Raw genomic sequence first — 24,182 nt, forward strand, 5'->3', positions numbered from 1 at the left:
CGGCCCGGTCCGAGGGCGCGCAGGGCCTCGGTCGTCGGAGGTGAACGACCGGGGCCCTCGTCCGCGCCCGCGTGCGACCCCCGACGGCGTCCGCGCCCCAGGTCCTCAGGTGACCGATGGCGGCGGCGGGCCCTCAGACAACCGGCGGTCGCCCCAGTCGAGTCAGTCGCCACACGGTCCGCCAGCGCATGGGCCGGCGTTCCCCGGCAGGCTCACGCAGGCCCTCCACGAAGCCGCCGAACCAGGCCCGCAGCCCGCCGAGCGACCGGGTCCGCAGGAGCGTGACGACGATCCACACCCCCAGGTGAACGGGGATGAGCGGCAGCGGCAACCGCCGCCGCACCAGCCACACCCGGTTGCGGGCCGTGACCCGGTAGTAGATGGCGTGCCGGGCGGGCGAGGTCTTCGGGTGCTGGAGCAGGAGTTCGGGTGCGTAGAGGATCTTCCAGCCGGCGTCGGCGGCCCGCCAGGCGAGATCGGTCTCCTCGTGCGCGAAGAAGAACGCGGCGGGCCAGTCACCGGTCTCCGCCAGCATCGCCATGCTCAGGGCATGCGCGCCCCCGAGGAACCCGGTCACGTACCCGCCCCGCATCGGGTCGGCGGCCCCGGCCCGCGGCACGTGCCGGCGTTGCGTCTCGCCGTGCTCGTCGGCGATACGGAACCCGACCACGCCCAGGCGGGGATCGGCCGCGTACAGGTCCCGTACGCGGCGCAGCACGTCGGAGTCGACCAGCAGCCCGTCGTCGTCGAGTTCGACCACGACGTCCACGTCCGCGAACTCCCGCAGCCGGGCCAGGGCGACATTGCGGCCGCCCGGGCAGCCGAGGTTCTCGTCCTCCTCCACGACGGTGACCTCACCCGGCAACGACAGCCGGCGGGCGAACTCGGGAAGCGGGGAGCCGTTGCCGACGATCACGATGCGGGCGGGCGCGAGATCCTGCTTGGCCACCGACCCCAGCAGGGCGTCGACTTCGGCGGGCCGGTTCCCCATGGTCACCACCGCGACCGCGATTCTCGGCTCCACCGACATCCCTCACCCCATCCGGCCCACGACGACGCCTGTCGTTCACCAAGATGTTGCCTCAGGTCCGACGGTTCCCCCGACTCCCCTTCACTTTGCGCCCCGTTTGCGGCGATTTTCCGCGCACCTGGCGAAAGCGAGCACTTGCCCGCCGCGCAACCCGGCGGCTCCGAGAACAGCTCAGGCTCCCGACCGAGACCCTGGCCCGGGGCACGACGGGTCAGAAAATGGGCGGCGCGGACCCCGGTGCACAGTGCTGGACCGAGCACCGAATGAGACTGCGACTGAGACTGCCCCCGCTTGAGCCCGCCTTCCGGATCAGGCTGCGGAGCGGTGGCGGGCGCGGAGCAGCTGAACGCCCTTCACGGCGTAGCCGACACCCATGAGCGCGAGGCCGGCCAGGCTGAGCCAGAGCCAAGAATCCGCCGCCACAGAACTGAGAAGGAAGCCGCCGACGGCCAGCAGCCAACCGACGGCGTCCAGCAGGTCGAGGCGCGCCGTGAAGCGCACCGCGGGGTCGAGTCCGCGCAGTCGGCGGATGATGGGGACGAGGCCAAGAACCTGCAAGGCGACCAGGCCGAGAAAGATCCAGTCGAACCAATCGAATATGCCCACGGCGCGCACTGTGTCGCTCCCTCGGGACCCTGGAGACGAAGATCCAAAAGAGGCACTCCAGGCGCGCGGTCGGGCATCCCATGCCGGACCGGACGGGGCGGTTCGCAGGACCGCCCGACGGTCAGGCGGTAGATCCGCCCTGCCCAGCACCATGAAGATCCTGCCGCACACCCGCTTCCGGCAAAAAACAAAAGCCCCAGTTCACGGCGAGTGAGTCCTGAGGCGATGCCCAGTCCATCGACCACCAAGGCTCCAGCATCGGCACCGGGGGCTCCGCCCAATTGCCGCGCAGGACAACAAGTGATCGAGTTCAACGCAGAGATGGCCACCTCGTTCGTGGTCGGCCAAGCGGTCTTGCACCGTGGGGAACGATCACGCTGCGGACGGTGAGCGATCTTCACCCTGCTCCCTACAGCACAGGCCAACCCCGCTCGTGAACACCCCACTTCGGAAAACGCCTCACTCAGGCCCCGTACCCCCGGACGTATCCGCGGGCGCGGGGCATTTTCTTTTTACGGAGCGTTCCGGGCCTGGTCCGCCGTGGTGGCGGATACCTCCGCTTCCGGCGCGGGGGCCGGATCAGCAGGCCACGGTGGGGTCTAGTTGACGACCTTCAGCGACTGCGGCCAGCCGATCTGGTCGAGCAGCCGGAACATGCTCTTGATGTCGTTGGGGCGCAGCTTGATGCAGCCGTTGGAATAAAAGTCGTTCGGGTTGCGCTCGGTCCACTTCCGACGCTCCCCGACGCCCTGACCTCCGGTCCTGGTCATCTCGCTGTGAATGAACAGCTCTGTCCGCTTGCGGCCGGTGGTGCCGTTGTTGTTGCAGCGTTTGTCGGCCAGTCGGATCGCGTAGCCCTTGATGAGTTGGCCGTCGTAGGTCCGGGAGTGCAGGCCGATGGTGTAAGTGGCGTTGGGCAGCCAGCCCTTCCCTGTCGTACACACCTTCTTGTTGACGCCCGATCCGGCGCGGTAGCTGGCGACCACCCGGTTGCCTCGCATGACGTAGAGCCTGGCCGAGGTCACATCGTTCGGGTTCTTGTCGAACTTCAGGAAGACGGCACCACTTCCTCCTGGGGAAATGCCGCGGGCATTCGCCGCGTAACCGTGTGCGGTCGGCCGCAGTTGGACCGCTGTCGGGTCGACGCCAGGCCGACCAGCCTTGACGGTCAGCGAGGAGGCCTGAGATACCGCCGCAGTCGTCGTGGCGGGATGGGCAAGGGCGGTTGGTGCCTCGGTCGCTGTGACGCCGACTGCGAGAAGGGCGGACAAGACGGCCGTGGAGACAATGCGTCGGTTCTGCACGGAGGTACGCATGGGTTTGCTTCCTTTCGTGTACGGAATCGGTTCCGTGAGAGCGGGTTGGAGAGGGGTTCAGCGGCGGATCAGTGCGGCCCAGGTGTGGCGGTCGACGATGCCGTCAGCACGCAAACGGTCGGCTTTCTGGAATCCAGTTGGTGAAAGCCGCCGACGGCGGCCTGACGGTCTGCTGTCGGCCGGGCGACTGCACTTGAGCATCGGGGACGGCGAGGGTTGTTCACCACTCTGTGGAAGCGGACCTAATCAACCAATCAACCGGACGTCCGGGGAGGTTGCACGAATTGGCAGGCAGGCCGGGGCGACGGGAGCAACCGCTCGATCCACAGGCGGGTCCGCTGGAAGGCTTCGCGCTAGAGCTGCGCGCTCTGCGTGAAAGGGCCGGACTCACCTACATGGAGATGGCCGATGAGTCCCATTTCGCTGCCAGTACCCTGTCTCAGGCCGCCGCTGGGCATCGGCTTCCCACCCGAGAAGTACTCCAGGCCTACGTCCGTGCCTGCGGCGGGGATCCACATCGGTGGGAAGAGCGCTGGGAGCGCGTGCGGCGTGACCTGTACGGGCTTGGGACGCAGCGGAAGGCTGCCCGCGCCGTTCCACATGACTTCGGCCATATGGAAGCCAACAGTTTCGTGGGCCGTGAACCTGAGCTGGCTGCCGCCGACGAGTTGCTGGGGCGGAACCGGCTGGTCACACTGGTCGGGATCGGCGGCGTGGGTAAAACTCGTTTGGCCAGGCGAATCGTCCATGAGGTGGCCGGCCGATTCACAGACGGTACGTACTGCGCGGAGCTGACCGACCTCGGCAGCAACCACGCCGTCGCCGAGGCGGTCGCCTCCGCCATAGGCGTGCATGCCAAGGCGGGCCAAGACCCCTTGCACGCGCTTAGCGTGGCGCTACGGGGTCGCAGTGTCCTGCTTCTGCTGGACAACTGTGAGCACGTACTGGACGGATGTGCTCACACTGCCCGTGGTTTGCTCGCACTCCTGCCGGAGCTACGCATCCTCGCCACCAGCCGGCAGCCCCTCGATGTCGGTGCCGAGCATGTGTTGCAGGTGAAACCGTTGGGCCTGCCCACCTGGGCGAACGGGCACCGGCACGACACATGTGCCCTGGAGGAGGACCCCGTGGCCTCTCCGGCCGTGGCCCTCTTCACCGACCGGGCCGAGGCCGCTTCCCCCGGTTTTCGCACCACCGCGGCGAACCAACACACCGTCGCCCGTGTGTGCCAGAAGCTGGACGGCCTGCCCCTCGCCTTGGAGATCGCCGCGAGACGACTGCGCACACTGACCCTCGACCAACTTGTGGAACGACTCGACCGACGCTTCCGTCTCCTCGGCCCCGGCGGCGGCGACCGCACAGCGCACCCTCGCCACCAGGCGCTGCGTACACTCTTCGACTGGAGCTACGAATTGTGCACTGAGGCCGAGCGGACGGCCTGGCAACAGCTGTCGCTGTGTTCCGGCGGAGTGTTGCTGACCGATGCCGAACAGCTCTGCACGCGCGCCGGAAAAGACGGATTCCCCGATGCCGCCGCAACCGATGACGCATTCGAAGCCCTGGCCGGGCTCGTGGACAAGTCACTTCTCACCAGCGTCGAAACGGGCGGTCAAACCCGTCTGCACATGCTCGAAACCGTTCGCGCCTACGGGCAGGAACGCCTCACGGAGAGCGGTCGCGCGCAACCCGCCCTGCGTCGCCACCGTGCGTACTATCTCAACCTCGCCGCACAGGCGGGGATCGCTTACGGCTCGCCCGGACAGGCCGACTGGCTGCGTCGTCTGCGTGCCGAGCACCCCAACCTGCGGCAGATCGTCCCCGCACCGCCGCCAACCGGTGAGCCGGCGGAGACCGTACTGCGCGCGTCCCTCGGCCTCTGGCTGCACTGTCTGACGTCGGCCAACGTGGGAGAGGGCGCACACTGGATGCGGAAGATGCTCGAACAACACCCACAACCCCCCTCCATCGAGGCCACCGCCACATGGTGCCAGGCCGCATGGGTGGCTGGCTTTCTGCTCCTCCTGCACGGAGAACACCACAGCACCCACGAGATGATCAACCGGAGCGAACAAGCCCTGGCCGACATGCCCATCGCGTCCGGCACCGCGGACCGCTCGGCGCACGAGGCGACCAGAGCCGAAATCACTGCCGCGTTTCTCCAGCTGCGCAGCCTGGCCGCGCTGGTCACCGAGGACACGGAGACCTCGGCAAGGTACGCACGGTCCGCCCTGGCAACCGGGCAATGGTCTGCCTCGTTGCTGACACAACAGCAGTGCATCGCTCAACTCGGCTTCTCCGCCGTCATCGAGGGCGACCACTCTCGCTCCACTGCCCTGCTTGAACAGGCACTGGCGATGTCCGAGGCTCAAGGAAACGTATGGCACCGGTGCTACCTGCTATGGGCCCTTGCCGTCGACCACGGCGAAGCAGGACGGCCGAAGGTTGCACTGCAACTCCTCCACCGTGCGCTCCGACAGGCCAGGGAGATCGACGAACACATGGGGGAGGCGACTCTGAGCGAGACCCTGGCTTGGGTGCTCTCCTCCTACGGCGACGCACGCTCAGCGGCGGTCCTGCTGGGGGCCGTGAACCGCGTGTGGCACCCGTCTGGCGTTCCTCGCCTCTTCGGCTTCGCCCGCCTGACCGTCCACCACGAACGCGGTCTCCGGAACGCTCGTAGGACACTAGGGGAAATCGAATACACACACGCATACCAGGAAGGTCAACGCCTTGGGCTGCGCTTCGCATTGGAGAAGGCATTCCGGGACAATGAGTGGTGTGCATCATGAAGTTGCTGGTCACGACCTGGTGTGAAGATCGGGAGAGCAGCGCTGGTCGTCGGCCAGTGGCCCCGTCGAGGATCGTCTGACCTGTCAGGTCAGCGAGAACGTGGCCCGGATCACGCGGAACGTCTACCAGAGCGTGCTCCCTCACGTCGCAGGGCCTTCCCACCCCACCCCTCCGCTCACGCAAGCACAGTCACGGCATCCCGGTAGCGTGACGCGTCCTGCCCCCGAGCAACAGAAAACCCCAAGTCACGGGCACTGTGACCTGGGGTTTGACTGAGCCGCCTTCGGGATTCGAACCCGAGACCTACGCATTACGAGTGCGTTGCTCTGGCCATCTGAGCTAAGGCGGCGCGCTGCACGCACCATGGTGCGATCAGCAACGTCGGTAAGTCTACACAGTTTCGAGGGGTGCTTCGTACCGCCCCCGGAGCGGGGTCTGCGGGGGCGGTGACCTGCGCTATGAGCAGCGTTTTCCCTCGGCCGGAGGCGTGCCGCGCAGGAGGTAGGTGTTGATGGCGGAGTCGATGCAGGTGCTGCCGCGGCCGTAGGCGGTGTGGCCGTCGCCGTCGTAGGTGAGCAGGCGCGCCGAGGAGAGCTGGGCCGCCAGGGACTGGGCCCAGCGGTACGGGGTCGCCGGGTCGCGGGTCGTTCCGACGACGACGATCGGCGCCGCGCCCTGCGCCTGGATGAGGTGCGGCTCACCCGTGGCCTTCACCGGCCAGTACGCGCAGTTCAGGGACGACCAGGCGAAGCTCTCGCCGAAGACCGGGGAGGCCTTCTCGAAGACGGGCAGGGACTCCTTCACCTGGTCTGGGGAGGAGAACGCCGCGGGCAGGTCCAGGCAGTTCACCGCCGCGTTGGCGAACATCAGGTTCGTGTAGCCGCCGTCGGCGTCCCGCTCGTAGTAGCTGTCGGAGAGGGCGAGCAGGCCCGCGCCGTCGTTCTTCTTCATCGCCGAGTTCAGCGCCTCGCGCAGCTGCGGCCAGGCACCCTCGTCGTACATCGCGGCGATCACGCCGGTGGTACCGAGAGCCTCGCCGAGCTTGCGGCCGTCCGCGTCGCCGGTGGGGATGGGGTGGGCGTCGAGCTTCTGGAAGAACGCCTTCAGGTTGTCGCCGACCTGCTCGGGCGTCGTGTTCCGATCACCCAGCGGGCAGTCGCTGTGCCGCACGCAGTCCTTCGCGAAGGACTTGAAGGCCGTCTCGAAGCCCGCCGTCTGGTCGAGGTTGGTCCGCCGGGCGGAGAGCGACGGATCGAGCGCGCCGTCCAGGACGAACCGGCCCACCCGCTTCGGGTACAGGCCTGCGTACGTCGCCCCGAGCAGCGTCCCGTACGAAGCCCCCACATAGTTCAGCTTCTGGTCGCCGAGCACCGCCCGCAGGATGTCCATGTCCCGGGCCGCCTCGACGGTGGAGACATGGCGGAGCAGGTTCGGGGAGTCCCGGCCGCAGCCCTCCGCGAACTTCTTGTACGCGTCGACGAGTCCGTCGACCTCCCGCTGGTCGTCCGGCGTGACGTCCGTCTGCGCGTACGCGTCCATCTGCCGCCCGTCGAGGCACTCGACCGGCTCACTGCGGGCCACCCCGCGCGGGTCTACGGCGACCATGTCGTAGCGGGCGCGGACCTCGGCCGGGTAGCCGATACCGGCGTACTGCTGGAGGTAGCCGACCGCCGAGCCGCCCGGTCCGCCCGGGTTCACCAGCAGGGAGCCCAGCCGCTTGCCCGGCCCCGTGGCCTTCTTGCGGGCGACGGCCAGCCGTACGTCGCCGGCGCCGGGACGGTCGTAGTCGAGCGGCGCCTTCATCGTGGCGCACTCGAAGCCGGGGACGCCGCAGGTGCGCCAGTTCAGCTTCTGGTCGTAGTACGACTTGAGCGCGGAGGGGGTGGCACGGGGCAGTGCGGCGAGCGCCGCCTGCGCCGCCGCGGTCCCGGAACTCGTCGCGCCCCCGGCGGAGCACGCGGAGACGAGCAGGGCCCCGACGGCGAGCAGGGAGCCGACGGTACGGATCGTGACGGTGCCGGTGACTCCGGAACGGCGCCGGGGGTAACGGTGCCGGGGGTTTCGGCCGGTCGGGCGGAGGGCGCGCCTGATGTACATCAAGCGAGCCTAACCCTGTGCGACGGCCCGAGTGCGCTGCGTACGCGATGTGGCTCGTACGAGTTATGCCGTCAACCTGCGGTGATGGGTGATCTCCGCGCGCCGGCCCCGTACGCCGATCACCGCTCGGGGATGACCCCGTTCAGCCCGCTCTCAGTGCCATCGTCATCGCCTCCACCGCCAGCAGCGGGGACACGTTCCGGTCGAGGGCGTCGCGGCAGGCGTTGATCGCCTCGATCCGGCGCAGGGTGGCCTCCGGACCGCTGCCACGGGCCAGACGCTCCAGGCTGTCCTCGGCGTCCACGTTGGCGAGGGCTATGCGGGAGCCGAGCTGGAGGGCGAGGACGTCGCGGTAGAAGCCCGTGAGGTCGGTGAGCGCGAGGTCGAGGCTGTCGCGCTGCGTCCGCGTACGGCGGCGCTTCTGCATGTCCTCGAGATCCTTCATGACGCCCGCCGTGCCGCGTGGCATCCGGCCGCCCTGGACCGCGCCCAGTGCCGTTTTCAGCTCCTCCGTCTCCTTGTCGTCCATCTCCTCGGCGAGCTGCTTGGCGTCCTCGGCGGCCGCGTCGACGAGTTCCTGGGCGGCCCGGAGACAGCCGCCGACGTCCTCGACCCGCAGCGGCAGCTTCAGCACGGCCGCCCGGCGCTCGCGCGCGGCCGGATCGGAGGCCAGGCGCCTGGCCCGGTCGACGTGTCCCTGCGTGGCGCGGGCCGCGGCGGCGGCGATGCCGGGCTCGACGCCCTCACGGCGTACGAGCATGTCGGCGACGGCGTCGACGGAGGGTGTCCGCAGGTTCAGGTGGCGGCAGCGGGAGCGGATGGTCGGCAGGACGTCTTCCAGCGAGGGCGCGCACAGCAGCCAGACCGTGCGCGGCGCCGGCTCCTCCACCGCCTTGAGGACGGCGTTGCCCGATTTCTCGTTCAACCGCTCGGCGTCCTCGACGAGGATCACCTGCCAGCGGCCGTTCGCCGGCGACGTGAACGATTTGCGGACCGTGTCCCGCATGTCCTTCACCAGGATCTCCGCGCCCACCGCGGCGACCGTGCTCACGTCGGCATGGGTGCCGACGAGCGCGGTGTGACATCCGTCGCAGAACCCGCAGCCGGGGGCTCCGCCGAGCGCGCGGTCGGGGCTGACGCACTGCAACGCGGCGGCGAAGGCGCGCGCCGTCTGGGTCCGGCCCGCTCCGGGCGGCCCGGTGAACAGCCACGCGTGGGTCATCTTGGACCCCTCGGGCCTCGGCGCGGCGGTGGCGACCGCCGTGACGAGGGCGTCGGCGTCCCGGGCAGCGGCGGCCAGCTGTTCGCTGACCTTCTCCTGCCCGACGAGGTCGTCCCACACGGTCATGGGTCACGCCGCCCTTTCGTCACGTTTCGAGGTGCGGGATCCATTGTGCGCGGAGCCACTGACAACTGTGCGCAGAGCTACTGACAACCGTGCGCAGGGCCACTGGCAACTGTGTGCGGAACCACTGGCAACGCGGTCGTCGGCCGCGGGGCAGCGACCGCCGAGGGGGCGGCCGCCGACGGCACCGCGCCGCCGACAGGGCGCCTGCCGCCGAGGCGCCCCGTGCGGGCCGGGCTCAGCGGCCCCGGCCGCGCCTGCGGCCCCGCTCCTCGCCGTACCCCTCGTCCTCGTCCTCGCGCGATCCGAGCAGCTCGTCCGCCAGCGTCGGCAGGTCGTCCAACGGCGTCTCCTCGGCCCAGTCGGACCGGGGCCGCCTGCGCGGCGCGCCTTCCTCGTCGACCTGCGGCAGCTCCCGCGTACGGTCGTCGGAGCGGTCCGTGGCCCGCGGCGCCGTCGGCTCGTCGCGGAAGAACCCGGAGGGCACACGGTCCGCGGGGTCCTCGTCGCGCACGGGAGGCAGCACGGCCGTCTCGTCCGCCGCGCCGAGAACGACGGGCGGCAGCACCGCGGTCTCGTCCGCGGCCCGGGAGGCCACGGGCGGCAGTACGGCCGTCTCGTCGGCCGCGCCGGACGGCGCCGACGGCTGCGGCAGCTGGGTCGTCACCTCCGAGTCGGACCCGGCGGCGGACCGCGCACCGGCCGACCGCTGATCGCCGGAAGACCGCTGCGCCTCAGCGGACCGCTGAGCCTGAGAGGACCCCTGATCCTGAGAGGACCGCTGGTCGTCGGAGGCCCACCGGACACCGGATGCCCGCGGGTCGTCCCCGTCGCGCTCCCGGTCGCTGTCCCGGTCCTGCGCCTGATCCCGATCCTGGGTCCGGTCCCTGTCGGGGGCCCGGTCGTCGACCCTCGGCAGTACCGCCGTCTCGTCCGCCCCGCCCGACGCGTTCTTCGGCGACGGCGACACCACCGGTGTCGGCACGGTCGCCGCCTCCGGCGTCACGGCGGCCGCCGACGGCGACGCCGGCCGCGGACCGGCCTGCGCGGCGGCCGTGGCCTGCTCGGCGGCCCGGCGTGCCTGCTCGGCCCGCATCAGGGCTTCCTCGGCCTTGCGCTGCTTCTCCAGGCGTCGTTCCTCGGCCTCGGCGTGCAGCCGGGCCTCCTCCTCGGCCTGCTTGCGCCGTCGCTCCTCCTCGGCCCTGCGCCGCGTCTCCTCCTCGGCCCGGGCCTTCTCCTCGGCGAGGAGCCTGACCCGCTCCTCCTCGGCCCGCCGACGTGCTTCCTCGGCCCGCAGCCGGGCCTCCTCCGCCTGCCGTTCGGCCTCGCGCCGCTGCGCCTCCTCCAGCTCGCGCTGCTTGCGCTCCTCCTCCTCGGCGCGCAGCCGTGCCAGCTGCTCCTGGCGCTCGCGCTCGAGGCGTTCCTCCTCGGCCTTGCGGGCGGCCTCTTCCTCGGCCTTGCGGCGGGCCTCTTCCTCGGCGGCCTTGCGGGCCTCCTCGGCGGCCTTCACCTCGGCCTCGGACAGCGGCAGCATCTGGTCGAGCCGGTGCCGGACGACCGTGGTCACCGCCTCGGGCTCCTGCCCGGCGTCGACGACCAGGTACCGCCCGGGGTCGGCGGCGGCCAGCGCCAGGAACCCGGACCGCACGCGCGCGTGGAACTCGGCCGGCTCCGACTCCAGCCGGTCCGGCGCCTCCGTGAACCGCTCGCGGGCCGCCTCCGGCGACACGTCCAGCAGGACCGTCAGATGGGGCACCAGCCCGTTCGTCGCCCAGCGCGAGATCCGCGCGATCTCGGTCGGGGACAGATCACGGCCCGCCCCCTGATACGCCACCGACGAGTCGATGTACCGGTCCGAGATCACCACCGCGCCGCGCTCCAGCGCGGGCCGTACGACGGTGTCGACGTGTTCGGCACGGTCCGCCGCGTACAGCAGCGCCTCCGCGCGGTGCGACAGCCCGGCCGACGACACGTCCAGCAGGATCGACCGCAGCCGCTTGCCCACGGGCGTGGCCCCCGGCTCGCGCGTGAGCACGACCTCGTGCCCCTTGGCCCGGACCCAGTCGGCGAGCGCCTCGGCCTGGGTGGACTTGCCGGCGCCGTCGCCGCCCTCCAGCGCGATGAAGAAACCGCCGGTCGCGGGCGTCTGCACCGGGTCGTCGCCACCGAGCAGCGCGTCCCGCAGGTCGTGCCGCAGCGGGACGCCGGAGCGGTCGTCGACCTTGGCGAGCACCAGCGCGGCCACCGGCAGCAGCAGCGCGCCGACCAGCATCAGGGTGAAGGCGGCCCCGCCGTGCGCGAACACGAACTTGCCGTTCTCCAGCCGGTGCGGCCCGATGAGCGCGGCGACCAGCGGGGCGAGCAGCGCGCCGAGCGCCACGAAGACCCGTACGACCGCCTGCAGGTGCTCGGTCGTCCGCGCCCGCCGGTGGTCCTCGGCCTCCTGGTCCAGCAGGGCGTGCCCGGTGTTGGCGGCCACCCCCGCGCCGACCCCGGCCAGCGCGAGGATCAGCAACACGCTGGTGACGTCCGGGACGAGCCCGGCGGCCAGCAGTGCCACGCCGGTGAAGGCGATCGCCAGGGCCAGCAGGCGGCGCCGGGAGAGCGTCGGCAGGACGGCCGGAGCGGTCCGGATGCCGACCACGACCCCGCCGGTCAGCGCGAGCACCAGCAGCCCGTACAGCACGGGGCCGCCGCCCAGGTCCTTGGCGTGCAGCACCGACACGGCGACGGCGGCGGCGACCGCCGCGGCGACGGCGGCGCAGGCGAGCACCAGCAGCGGGATCGCGCCCGTACGGCCGGTGTCGACTCCCGCCGCGGTCCTGGGCCGGCGCAGGCCCTCCAGCGGCGACCGCGCGCGCGGGGTGCGCACGCCGGGCAGTTCGAGGAAGGTCACCACCGACAGGGACGCGGCGAACAGGCCCGCGGCGACGTACGAACCGAGGGCCGCCTGGTGCTGGGCGAACCAGTCGATACCGGCACCCAGCAGATTGTTGACCAGGGCCGCGGCGGCCAGCGCGGCGGCCGCGAGGGGGATCGCGACGAAGCTCGTACGCAGCGACAGGCGGCGCAGGGCGTCCATGTGGTCCGGCAGCGGCCGTACCGTCGCGCCCTCCAGGGGCGGGACGGGCAGCAGTGCGGGTGCCGCGCTCTCGCGGCACACCGTCCAGAATCGCTCGGCGACCCCGGTCACGAACACGGTGACCAGAAGGAGCGCGAGTGCGTCGTCCGGTGTCCAGTCGATCCACAGCGGCGCCACGAGCAGCAGCGCGGCCCGCAGACCGTCGGCGCCGACCATCGTCCAGCGGCGGTCGAGCGGGCCCTCCTGTGAGGTCAGCGAGGTGAGCGGACCGAGGAGGACGGCGCCGAAGAGCAGCGTCGCCAGGATGCGCGCCCCGAAGACGGCCGCCACCGCGAAGGCCACGCCTCGGTAACCACCGCCGAACGATCCCTCGGCGACAGCGGTCTGGAGGGCCAGGACGACCAGCACCAGGAGGGCGAGGATGTCGCCCACGCCTCCCACGAGTTGGGCGCTCCACAGCCGCTTGAGCTGCGGCTGGCGCAGCAGGGCGCGGACCGCGCGCTCGCGGGAGTCCGCCACCAGGGCGTCGTCCGGGGCCGGGTGGTTGGCCGTTGGCTGCTCGGCTCGCGTCATGCTTTCAGCCTATCGGCAGCCACCGACAGCCTGGGGCGCGCGCCCGGACGTACGCACGCCCCGACACCAAAGTGATGCCGGGGCGTGCGTCTCGCGTGTCCGCGGTGAAGGAAGCGAGGTCGCTCTCGGCGACCCTCGGCGGCCTCTCGGCCGCGCTCCGCCTCGCTCAGTCCTCCGTGGTCGCCTTCGAAGCCGTCGCCTTCGCGGCCGTCTTCTTCGCGGCGGTCGTCTTGGCGGTCGTCTTCTTCGCGGCCGTCGTCTTCTTGGCCGCCGTGGTCTTCTTGGCGGCCGTCTTCGTGGCGGCCGCCTTCTTGGCCGGGGCCTTCTTGGCGGGCGCCTTCTTCGCCGTCTTCTTGGCGGGCGCCTTGGCCCGCTTCTCGGCGAGCAGTTCGAAGCCGCGCTCCGGGGTGATCTCCTCGACGCTGTCGCCGGAGCGCAGGGTCGCGTTGGTCTCCCCGTCGGTGACGTACGGCCCGAAGCGACCGTCCTTGACGACGACCGGCTGCTCGCTGACCGGGTCCACGCCCAGTTCCTTCAGCGGCGGCTTGGCGGCCGCGCGGCCACGCTGCTTGGGCTGGGCGTAGATCGCCTGCGCCTCCTCCAGCGTGATCGTGAAGAGCTGGTCCTCGGTCTGGAGGGAGCGCGAGTCCGTGCCCTTCTTCAGGTACGGGCCGTAGCGGCCGTTCTGCGCGGTGATCTCCACGCCCTCCGCGTCGGCGCCGACGACGCGCGGGAGCGACATCAGCTTGAGCGCGTCCTGAAGGGTCACCGTGTCCAGCGACATCGACTTGAAGAGGGAGGCCGTGCGCGGCTTGACCGCGTTCTTGCCGGTCTTCGGGGTGCCCTCGGGAAGCACCTCGGTGACGTACGGGCCGTAGCGGCCGTCCCTGGCGATGATCTGGTGGCCGGACTCCGGGTCCGCGCCCAGCTCGAAGTCGCCGCTCGGCTTGGCGAGCAGTTCCTCCGCGAACTCGACGGAGAGCTCGTCCGGGGCCAGGTCCTCCGGCACGTCGGCGCGCTGGTGGTTCTCGGCGTCCTTCTCACCGCGCTCGACGTACGGGCCGTAGCGGCCGACCCGCAGCACGATGTCGCTGCCCACGGGGAACGACGACACCTCGCGCGCGTCGATCGCGCCCAGGTCGGTCACCAGCTCCTTGAGGCCACCGAGGTGGTCCCCGTCGCCGTTGCCCGCCTCGGCGGCGCCGGTCGCCTCGCCCTCGCCGAAGTAGAACCGCCTCAGCCACGGCACGGCCTGCGCCTCACCGCGCGCGATGCGGTCGAGGTCGTCCTCCATCTTGGCGGTGAAGTCGTAGTCGACGAGCCGCCCGAAGTGCTTCTCCAGCAGGTTGACCACGGCGAAGGAGAGGAACGACGGCACGAGTGCCGTGCCCTTCTTGAAGACGTAGCCCCGGTCGAGGATCGTGCCGATGATCGACGCGTACGTCGACGGGCGGCCGATCTCGCGCTCTTCGAGCTCCTTGACCAGGCTGGCCTCGGTGTAGCGGGCCGGGGGCTTGGTGGCGTGCCCGTCGACCGTGATCTCCTCGGCCGTGAGCGCGTCGCCCTCGGCGACCTGGGGCAGGCGGCGCTCGCGGTCGTCGAGCTCGGCGTTCGGGTCGTCGGCGCCTTCGACGTACGCCTTCAGGAAGCCGTGGAAGGTGATCGTCTTGCCGGACGCGCTGAACTCAACGTCCCGGCCGTCGGCGGCCGCGCCGGCGATCTTCACCGTGACGGAGTTACCGACCGCGTCCTTCATCTGGGAGGCGACGGTCCGCTTCCAGATCAGCTCGTAGAGCTTGAACTGGTCGCCGGTCAGACCGGTCTCGGCGGGCGTGCGGAAACGATCACCCGAAGGGCGGATCGCCTCGTGCGCCTCCTGCGCGTTCTTGACCTTCCCGGCGTACGTGCGCGGCTGGGCCGGCAGGTAGTCGGCTCCGTACAGCTGCGTGACCTGGGCGCGGGCGGCGGTGATCGCCGTGTCGCTCAGCGTGGTGGAGTCCGTACGCATGTACGTGATGTAGCCGTTCTCGTACAGCTTCTGCGCGACCTGCATCGTGGCCTTGGCGCCGAAGCCGAGCTTGCGGCTCGCCTCCTGCTGAAGCGTCGTCGTACGGAACGGGGCGTACGGCGAGCGGCGATACGGCTTGGACTCGACGGACCGGACGGCGAACCGGGTGTTCTCCAGGGCCGCGGCCAGGGCGCGGGCGTTCGACTCGTCGAGGTGCAGGATGTTCGCGCTCTTGGGCTGCCCCAGGGAGTCGAAGTCGCGACCCTGCGCGACCCGCTTGCCGTCGACGCTCTGGAGGCGGGCGACCAGCGACGACGGGTCCGACGCGTCTCCCGAGCGACCGGTCGCGAAGGTGCCCGTCAGGTCCCAGTACTCGGCGGAACGGAAGGCGATGCGCTCGCGTTCCCGCTCCACCACGAGCCGGGTGGCGACGGACTGGACCCGGCCTGCCGACAGGCGCGGCATAACCTTCTTCCACAGGACCGGCGACACCTCGTAGCCGTAGAGGCGGTCGAGGATGCGGCGGGTCTCCTGGGCGTCGACCATGCGCTGGTTGAGGTCGCGGGGGTTGGCCACGGCCGCCCGGATCGCGTCCTTGGTGATCTCGTGGAACACCATCCGCTTGACCGGGACCTTGGGCTTCAGCACCTCCAGGAGGTGCCACGCGATGGCCTCGCCCTCGCGGTCCTCATCGGTGGCGAGGAAGAGTTCGTCCGAGTCCTTCAGCAGGTCCTTGAGCTTCTTGACCTGAGCCTTCTTGTCGGCGTTGACCACATAGATCGGCTGGAAGTCGTGTTCGACGTCCACACCGAGGCGGCGGACCTCACCGGTGTACTTCTCGGGCACCTCCGCGGCGCCGTTGGGGAGGTCGCGGATGTGCCCGACGCTCGCTTCGACGACGTAGCCGGGGCCGAGATAGCCCTTGATCGTCTTCGCCTTGGCAGGCGACTCGACGATGACGAGTCGGCGGCCGCCGTGTGCGGTCTCGCTGGTCGGGGACAACTTCGCTCTTCTCTCCGGTCGACGCTGGGAGCCTCCCCAGGCCTTCGTCCCGGGGTCGGGTCATGGTGACGCTGCGGAGTGTGACGGTACATCCCGCCCCCGTGTCAAACGGGAAAAGCCCGCAACGGCCACTCGAACGGTAACCCGACTACCGCCATTCCTGCCGCCCGGACCGTCGACCAGCCCTTCCGGGCCCATCCGGAGTGTGACTTCTCAGTTACTGGCGGGAAGGTGGCGGGACAGGTATCAGGCGCGGGCGAGACACCATGCGGCGAGGACCAGCGCGACCACTCCCGCGACGCTCGCGAGGGCCGCCGATGCGACCGGGTTCACACCGAGGGCGACGGGTTCACGGCGCCTGACACGGGTCGCGGTCCACACCAGCAACGCGGTTCCGAACAGGGCGAACACCGCTCCGGTGAAGATCGCCGGTCCGCTCTCCATGGCTGCCGCGCCCCTTTTCTGCCGTCCACGACGGGTCGACCCCCGCAGGCTGGCACGCGCGGGCGGCGCGCGGGCGAACCCCGGGTGAACGCCGGGCCGACGCGCCGGGACCCCCGGCGGCCTCAGACCGAACCGGGCAAGGGTATCTTTCCGGTCGTCTTCGCGTTGTCGGCACGGCCCACCGTGCACACCACCCTGTCGAACCCGGCGGTCCAGTCGTCCTCACTGGTGATCCAGCCGAACACCCTGCGCGTCGCCCCCGGCGCCCAGGCCGATTCGAACTTGTTGCCGCAGAGCTTGGTCGCGTTGTCGACGGCCTTCTTGTAGCTCATTCCGGCGGGCGCCCGAATGCTTCCGATCACCTGATCCGTATGCGCTTTGGCGCAGTCGGTGAGCAGGGCCTTGTATCCGTCGTCGTCCAGGTCCTCGTAGATCCAGCAGTCGGCCACGCTCATCTGACCGATCCACAGATCCGTGCCCGCGTCGCGGAAGCTGCCCACCTCCCCGCCGATCGCCGCGTGGCGGCCGAGGACGAGACATGCCGTACCACTCTCCGCCGCGGCGAAGCCCGCCTTCGTGGGGACGACGGCGTATCCGCCCGCGTCCGGCAGCGCGGCGACGACCGCGCGGCTCTGGCTCTCGCACCGCTTGGCGCCCTGCCCGCTGGCGTCGGCGTAGTCGGTCGCCGTGTCGACCGCCACGACCTGCCCGTCCGGCCAGTCCTCGGCGCAGTCCACCACACCCAGGTTGGGCACCGATTCGAACGGCGTCCCCGACCACACCGCCTTGACGCAGTCCCCGGTCTCCAGCGGCTCGGTGAGCCCGACCACGTCCCCGTAGGGATACACGGGCCCGGTCGGTGACGGCGAACCCTGCGACGCGCTCGCCGCGGGCGACTTCTTCGCCGCGACACCGCCCTTGCCGTCGTCCCCGTCGCCGCCGATCAGCGAGACGGCCGCCCAGGCACCCCCCGCGACGACGAGGACGACGGCCACCACGAGCGCGACCACGGCCGCCCGCCGCTTGCCCCCGGACGGCCGCGGACCCGCGTTCATGCCGCCGGGAGGCGGCCCGCCGGGGGTGCCGTGACCCCCGGCACCGAAGGCCGCGGGACCGGCGCCTCCCCCGTACGTCGGTGTGCCGTTGCCCGAAGAGGGGGGCGGGGCGCCACCACCGCCGTAGGGCGTCGGCGTGCCGCCGCTTCCGTACGGCGCCTGCCCGCCACCGCCCGCGTACGGCCCGTTCCCGTACGGGGGGCCGCTCGCGGAGCCGCCGTGCGCGTACGGGTTGCCGGAGTCGGCGGCGTGCTGCGGGGCCGGCGGCGGCCAGGCGTCGTACGCGGGCCGGCCGGGCGTCCCACCGGGCGTGGCCGGGCCGACGCCTCCCGGGGTGAACGGACCGCCCGCCACGGGCAGTCCGGGACCGCCGGGCGGGGTGTGCGGTGTGGCGGGCGCGGCCGGCGACGAAGGCGTGCCGGGAGCCTGCGGGACACCCGGTGTGTGCGGTGTACCCGGCGCCGGGCCGAAACCCGGCGGCGGCGGACCGAACCCGGCCTGCGCGGACCCCGCCGGCCGGCCCGGCCCCGCCACGGCTTCCGCGCTCTGCACCACCCGCTCCAGTCCTCGGGCGACCGCCTCGGGCGCCGACCGGCGCACCGGGTCCTTGACCAGCAACCCCTGAAGCACGGGGGCCAGTTCACCGGCATGCGCCGGCGGGGCGGGCTCCTCGCCGAGCAGGGCCGTCAGGGTCGCGTACTCGCCGTGGCGGTCGAAGGGGCCGCGGCCCTCGACCGCGGCGTACAGCGTGGCGCCCAGGGAGAACAGGTCGGCGGCCGGCGTGGGCGGCTCGCCACGGGCCCGCTCGGGGGCGAGGTAGCCCGGCGTGCCGAGGATGCCGGCGGTGGAGGTCAGCCGGGGCTCACGGGACTCGGGCTGCAGGGCGATGCCGTAGTCGGTGAGCAGCACGCGCGCGTAGGCGTCGCCCGAAGCGTCCGGCGCCAGGAGGATGTTGGCCGGTTTCACGTCGCGGTGCAGGATGCCGATGCGGTGTCCGGCGGTGAGCGCGTCGAGGACGGCGAGTCCGATGCGGGCCACCTGCGCGGGCGGCAGTGGCCCCGAACCGCGCACGACCGCCTGGAGGTCGACGGCGTCCGGCACGTACTCCATGACGATCCACGGCAGCCCCTCGTGCACCACCACGTCGTGCACCGTCGCCACGTGCGGATGGCCGCGCAGCCGTGCCGCGTGCCGGGCCTCGCTGCGGGCCCGGGCGATGCGCTGCGCGGGCTCGGTCGCGTCCATCGGCACATCCGGGAACGCGATCTCCTTCATCGCGACGTCGCAGGCCAACTCCTCGTCGTACGCCCGCCAGACACGGCCCATGCCGCCCGCGCCGAGCGCCCGCGACAGCCGATACCGGCCGTTGATGACCCTGCCCGCACCCTGCTCCGGCGTCTCCCCCGCCATCACGCCTCCCCCGGGACAGCGCGCCCCCCGAGAACGCGTGGACCTGTCCCTCGAAGGTAGCTTCGCACCTGCCACTGACAGGAGGCCTTTACCGGATCAATCCCGCCAGACCGGACACGCGGGCCCCAGAGGTGCGCTCACGCCCCAGGCGTGTCACACGGACGGGCCGCACGCCGGGTCAGCAGCGCACCGGGCCACCGGGCCACCGGGCCACCGGGCCACCGGGCCACCGGGCCACCGGGCCACCGGGCCACCGGGCCACCGGGCCACCGGGCCACCGAGGCAGCGGATCACCGAGGCACCGGATCACCGAGTCGGTTCGAGGAATCCCTGCTCCACCAGCAGGCGGATCTGCGCCGGCGTACGGTCGCGCAGCAACACCGGATCCTCGCCGACCAGTTGCGCGATGGCGTCGAGGATGCGGCCCGCGGTCAGCGAGCCGTCGCACACGCCCGCGAAGCCCGCGCCGACCGTGTCCACCTTGGTGGCCCGGCGCATGCCGCGGTGCTGCCGCAGCACCACGTGCTCCGGGTCCTCGGCGCCGGGCAGCCCGACCTGCTCCTGGACGATCTCGGCGGCGAGCCTGAAGTGACCGGCGAGCAGCGCCGCGTCGTCGTGACCCCGCAGGTAGGCGAGGCGGTCGAAGTGCGCCCGGATCGTGTCACCGAGCGGCTGTTCGACGGGGTGCGGCCACTCCTCCACGGTGACGGAGGGCTCGGCGGCCGCCGTCCTGCGCAGGGTGATCCACCCGAAGCCGACGGCCTTCACCTTGCGTGCCTCGAACTCGTCCAGCCACGCGTCGTAGCGCGCCTGGTACTCGGCCGTGTCGCCCCGGTGGTCGCCCGCGTCCCTGAGCCACAGCTCGGCGTACTGCGTGACGTCCTGCACCTCACGCTGCACGATCCAGGCGTCGCACCCGCGCGGCACCCAGGACCGCAGCCGGTCCTGCCAGTCCTCCCCCTCCACGTGCTGCCAGTTGGCGAGGAACTGCGCGAACCCGCCCTCGTTCAGCCGCTGTCCCGACTGCTGAACGAGCGTGCGGCACAGATCGTCCCCGCCCATCCCGCCGTCGCGGTAGGTCAGCCGGGCACCCGGCGAGATCACGAACGGCGGGTTCGACACGATCAGGTCGTACGTCTCGTCGTCCCGGACCGGCTCGAACAGCGACCCTTCGCGCAGGTCGGCGGCCGGTGCGCCGGACAGCGCGAGCGTGAGGGCGGTGATGTGCAGCGCGCGCGGGTTGAGGTCGGTCGCCGTCACGCGGGTGGCGTGCCGGGAGGCGTGCAGCGCCTGGATCCCGGAGCCGGTGCCGAGGTCGAGCGCGGCGGAGACGGGCGTGCGGACGGTGATGCCGGCGAGGGTCGTGGAGGCGCCGCCGACGCCGAGCACTACGCCCTCGTCCCGGCTGCCGATGCCGCCCGCGCCGCCGACGGCGCACCCCAGGTCGGACACGATGAACCAGTCCTCGCCGTCGGGTCCGCCGTACGGCCGTACGTCCACGGTCGCGGCGACCTCGTCACCCGCCCGCGTCAGCCAGCCGCTCTCCAGACACGCGTCGACGGGCAGGAAGCCCGCCACGCGCGCGTGCGGCACGGGCTGTTGCAGCAGGAACAGTCGGACGAGCGTCTCCAGGGGCGTGTCCCCGCGGGTCGCCCGGAGCGCGGGGACGGTCTCACTGCGCGCCAGCGCCGCGTACGCGGGGGCGCCGAGCAGTTCGAGCAGTCCGTCGGCGGTGAAGGAGGCGTCGAGCAGGGCGTCGCGCAGCCGGGCGGCGACGTCGGGGCGGTCGGCCGAGGGCAGGGGGCTGAGGGGGGAATCGCTCACGCCCCCATTGTGGCCGCTCGCACCGACATCGCGGTCGCGTCCGGCCACACACCCGCGCATCCGCGCGTCCTCGTCCCCCATCCCGTCCACTCGTCCCCCGTGCCCCGCCACTCGCCCCCCGCCCCCGTCCACTCATCCGTGGCGACGCCCACACCGCGGGAGCGGCCACACCGCGGGTGCACGCGCCGAAGCCCCCGCACGCGCGCGTACGGGGGCTTCCGGGGTCGTACGGGGTTGCGGTGGCCGGGGGGGTCAGCCCGTCGTGGCGGGCGCCGAGGAGGCCGCCGCCTTGCAGCTCGCCTGCTCGCCCATGGCCCTGCCGACGTCACCCTCCTCCAGGGTCTTCAGGGCGCCGTTCCCGCTCTTGCTCAGCTTGTCGAGCTCGGTGGCGACGTCCTTGAGACCGTCCGCGAACTTGGCCTGGTTCTTCGTGTCGAGCGCGTCGACCTGCTTCTTCAGGGAGGCGTACGACGCGGCGATGCCGTCGAGCTCCTTGACCGCGTCCTGCTGCCTCTTCTCGTCGTTCTTGGCGTCACCGGTGTCCGGCGGGCCCGCCTTGTCGACCGCGCCACCGATCGCCTTGTAGGCGTCCGACATGTCCTGGAAGGCCTGGGAGTCGGTCTTCTGGACGTCCTCCGGCGCGCTGCTGTCCGAAGTCTGCTTCTGGATGGCGGCGTTGGCGGCCTCGATCTTCTTGGCCTGCGGCTGTACGGCGTCGCAGACCTGCTTGGCCCAGGCGCTCAGCTTCTCGCTGCTGCCGCCGCCGTCGTCACTGCTGCATCCCGACAGCGCCATCGCCAGTACCGCACCGCCGGACAGCGCGGCCGCGAGCTTCTTGTTCACCGGTTTGGTCCCTTCCATGGCTCTCGGCCCCGGAACATACACGTCGCGCGGGCGACAGACACACGACGAATGTCCCTCAGTTCAGCTATTGCAGCCATTTGCACCAAGTGAGATAAGGCTCACGAGCAGGACGCCCGAACACCCACAGGGCGGGCGACGACGCGTCGGTACGCGCCATCACCCGCCCTGTGAGCTGGGGCCTCGTCAGGACCGCCTACGAAACCACCGCAGGATCGGCCGACTTGGAGGACCGTTCGGCGTTGTCTTCGTCACCCACGGCGATCCCGCGCCGCTTGGAGATGTACACGGAGACCACGATGACGAGAAGCGAGAGGACCGCGATCGTGATCCTCACTCCGACGCTCTTGTCGTCGCCATAGGAGAAATTGATGACGGCCGGCGCGATCAGCAGTGCCACCAGGTTCATCACCTTGAGCAGCGGGTTGATCGCGGGCCCGGCGGTGTCCTTGAAGGGGTCGCCGACCGTGTCGCCGATCACCGTGGCCGCGTGGGCCTCGCTGCCCTTGCCGCCGTGGTGGCCGTCCTCCACCAGCTTCTTGGCGTTGTCCCAGGCGCCACCGGAGTTGGCGAGGAACACCGCCATCAGCGTGCCCGCCCCGATCGCGCCCGCGAGGAACGCCCCGAGCGGACCGATGCCGAGCGTGAAGCCGATGAAGATCGGCGCCATCACGGCCAGCAGTCCGGGCGTGGCGAGTTCGCGCAGGGCGTCCTTGGTGCAGATGTCGACGACCTTGCCGTACTCCGGGGTCTCGGTGTAGTCCATGATCCCGGGCTTCTCGCGGAACTGCCGCCGCACCTCGTAGACCACGGCCCCGGCCGACCGCGACACCGCGTTGATCGCCAGCCCCGAGAAGAGGAAGACGACCGCCGCGCCCGCGATGAGGCCGACCAGGTTGTTGGGCTGCGAGATGTCCATCATCAGGCTCATCGGCGCGCCAGACCCGGTGAGTTTCTCACCCACCTCCTGGGCTCCGGTGGTGATCGCGTCACGGTACGACCCGAAGAGCGCCGAGGCCGCCAGGACCGCGGTGGCGATGGCGATGCCCTTGGTGATGGCCTTGGTGGTGTTGCCGACCGCGTCCAGGTTGGTGAGCACCTGCGCGCCCGCGCCCTGGACGTCACCGGACATCTCGGCGATGCCCTGGGCGTTGTCGGAGACCGGTCCGAAGGTGTCCATGGCGACGATCACGCCGACCGTGGTGAGCAGCCCGGTGCCGGCCAGCGCCACCGCGAACAGCGCCAGCATGATCGACGTACCGCCGAGCAGGAACGCCCCATACACCCCGAGGCCGATCAGCAGGGCGGTGTAGACGGCCGACTCCAGGCCGACGGAGATACCGGCGAGGACGACGGTGGCCGGGCCGGTGAGCGAGCTCTTGCCGATGTCCCGGACGGGACGGCGGGTGGTCTCGGTGAAGTAGCCGGTCAACTGCTGGATGACGGCGGCGAGCACGATGCCGATCGCCACCGCGACCAGGGCGAGGATGCGCGGATCGCCGTCGTTGCCCTTGATCGCCGCGTCGGTGACGCCGTCGAGACCGGCGTACGACGAGGGCAGATAGACGAAGACCGCCAGCGCGACCAGCAGGAGCGAGATCACCGCGGAGACGAAGAAACCCCGGTTGATCGCGGACATGCCACTGCGGTCGGTGCGTCGCGGAGCCACGGCGAAGATGCCGATCATGGCGGTGACGACGCCGATCGCGGGCACCAGCAGCGGGAAGGCGAGGCCGGAGTCACCGAAGGCCGCCTTGCCGAGGATCAGCGCGGCGACCAGGGTCACGGCGTACGACTCGAAGAGGTCGGCCGCCATGCCCGCGCAGTCCCCGACGTTGTCGCCCACGTTGTCGGCGATGGTCGCGGCGTTGCGCGGATCGTCCTCCGGAATGCCCTTCTCCACCTTGCCGACGAGGTCGGCGCCGACATCGGCGGCCTTCGTGAAGATGCCACCGCCGACTCGCATGAACATGGCGATCAGGGCGGCCCCGAGGCCGAATCCCTCGAGCACCTTCGGCGCGTCGGCCGCGTACACCAGCACCACGCAGGAGGCGCCGAGCAGACCGAGCCCCACCGTGAACATGCCGACGACGCCGCCCGTGCGGAAAGCGATCTTCATGGCTTTGTGAGAGACGGCGGTGAGATCCTTTTCCGGCTCACCCTCCGCCGGGGTCGCTTCCCGGGCCGCCGCGGCGACACGGACATTGCTGCGCACGGCGAGCCACATGCCGATATAGCCGGTGGCCGCCGAGAAGCCCGCGCCGATCAGAAAGAAGATCGACCGGCCGGCCCGCTGATTCCAGTCGTCCGCGGGCAGCAGCAGGAGCAGGAAGAACACGACCACGGCGAATACGCCGAGCGTGCGCAGTTGCCGGGCCAGGTAGGCGTTGGCGCCTTCCTGGACCGCCGCCGCGATCTTCTTCATGCTGTCGGTGCCCTCGCCCGCGGCGAGCACCTGGCGCACCAGGACGCCCGCGACCACGAGCGCGGCCAGCGCCACGACGCCGATGACCATCACGAGGATGCGGTTGTCGTCGGTCAGGACTGCGGCTGCGAAGGTTGTGGGGTGATCGAACTGCTGAGGGGTAGAAAGCCCCGCCATTCGTCCTCCTTGACGCTTGGGCTGAGCTCAAGATGTGGACGGATTCTAGGTACCGGAACCTGATCAAAACAGTGCGCGGTAAGCGGAATTAGCCGTCACTTGCTCTCCAGCAAATGATCGAGGTCACGCCGACCAAC

Annotated in this window: 13 protein-coding genes, 1 tRNA gene and 1 pseudogene; 2 read left to right on the plus strand and 13 right to left on the minus strand. The window is 71.0% G+C overall.

The window, feature by feature from the left end:
- Positions 1-133 precede the first annotated feature (133 nt).
- From ACWCQK_RS04950 to ACWCQK_RS04960, 3 genes are all read right to left on the minus strand, one after another.
- On the minus strand, positions 134-1,030 hold the full coding sequence (locus ACWCQK_RS04950) for a glycosyltransferase family 2 protein (protein WP_451152000.1): 897 nt from the start codon (positions 1,028-1,030) through the stop codon (positions 134-136).
- 309 nt (positions 1,031-1,339) lie between these two features.
- Entirely contained in the window at positions 1,340-1,636 is a 297-nt protein-coding gene (locus tag ACWCQK_RS04955) for a hypothetical protein (RefSeq protein WP_451152002.1), read from the minus strand.
- Between the two features lie 599 nt (positions 1,637-2,235).
- Positions 2,236-2,952, minus strand: coding sequence for a L,D-transpeptidase (locus tag ACWCQK_RS04960; RefSeq protein ID WP_451152004.1), 717 nt, complete (start codon positions 2,950-2,952; stop codon positions 2,236-2,238).
- A gap of 230 nt (positions 2,953-3,182) precedes the next feature.
- Between ACWCQK_RS04960 and ACWCQK_RS04965 the strand changes: the two are divergent.
- Positions 3,183-3,467: pseudogene (locus tag ACWCQK_RS04965) on the plus strand (helix-turn-helix domain-containing protein); the annotation flags it as partial.
- A 99-nt stretch (positions 3,468-3,566) separates the two neighbouring features.
- Positions 3,567-5,741, plus strand: coding sequence for an ATP-binding protein (locus tag ACWCQK_RS04970; protein ID WP_451152950.1), 2,175 nt, complete (start codon positions 3,567-3,569; stop codon positions 5,739-5,741).
- Positions 5,742-6,017: 276 nt separating this feature from the next.
- On the opposite strand, the gene ACWCQK_RS04975 is transcribed toward ACWCQK_RS04970, so the two are convergent.
- From ACWCQK_RS04975 to ACWCQK_RS05020, 10 genes are all read right to left on the minus strand, one after another.
- Positions 6,018-6,091: transfer RNA gene (locus tag ACWCQK_RS04975), tRNA-Thr, on the minus strand.
- A gap of 107 nt (positions 6,092-6,198) precedes the next feature.
- A complete protein-coding gene (locus tag ACWCQK_RS04980) occupies positions 6,199-7,839 on the minus strand; it encodes an alpha/beta hydrolase (protein WP_451152006.1) in 1,641 nt (546 codons plus the stop codon).
- A 142-nt stretch (positions 7,840-7,981) separates the two neighbouring features.
- Positions 7,982-9,187: a DNA polymerase III subunit delta' gene (locus ACWCQK_RS04985; protein ID WP_451152008.1), complete on the minus strand. Its 1,206-nt coding sequence runs from the start codon at positions 9,185-9,187 to the stop codon at positions 7,982-7,984.
- A gap of 235 nt (positions 9,188-9,422) precedes the next feature.
- Positions 9,423-12,839 (minus strand): dTMP kinase, encoded by a 3,417-nt coding sequence (gene tmk / locus ACWCQK_RS04990; RefSeq protein ID WP_451152009.1) that lies wholly within the window; start codon positions 12,837-12,839, stop codon positions 9,423-9,425.
- Between the two features lie 166 nt (positions 12,840-13,005).
- Positions 13,006-15,849, minus strand: coding sequence for a type I DNA topoisomerase (gene topA, locus ACWCQK_RS04995; RefSeq protein WP_451152010.1), 2,844 nt, complete (start codon positions 15,847-15,849; stop codon positions 13,006-13,008).
- Between the two features lie 246 nt (positions 15,850-16,095).
- Positions 16,096-16,293, minus strand: a complete 198-nt coding sequence (locus ACWCQK_RS05000) for a hypothetical protein (protein WP_451152011.1) — start codon at positions 16,291-16,293, stop codon at positions 16,096-16,098.
- 122 nt (positions 16,294-16,415) lie between these two features.
- Complete coding sequence (locus ACWCQK_RS05005) at positions 16,416-18,758, minus strand: protein kinase domain-containing protein (protein ID WP_451152013.1); 2,343 nt, start codon at positions 18,756-18,758, stop codon at positions 16,416-16,418.
- A gap of 306 nt (positions 18,759-19,064) precedes the next feature.
- Complete coding sequence (locus ACWCQK_RS05010; RefSeq protein WP_451152014.1) at positions 19,065-20,582, minus strand: DUF7059 domain-containing protein; 1,518 nt, start codon at positions 20,580-20,582, stop codon at positions 19,065-19,067.
- A 252-nt stretch (positions 20,583-20,834) separates the two neighbouring features.
- A complete protein-coding gene (locus ACWCQK_RS05015; protein WP_451152015.1) occupies positions 20,835-21,443 on the minus strand; it encodes a small secreted protein in 609 nt (202 codons plus the stop codon).
- Between the two features lie 196 nt (positions 21,444-21,639).
- On the minus strand, positions 21,640-24,045 hold the full coding sequence (locus tag ACWCQK_RS05020; protein ID WP_451152016.1) for a sodium-translocating pyrophosphatase: 2,406 nt from the start codon (positions 24,043-24,045) through the stop codon (positions 21,640-21,642).
- Positions 24,046-24,182 lie beyond the last annotated feature (137 nt).

This window comes from Streptomyces sp. NPDC002306 (assembly GCF_053593435.1).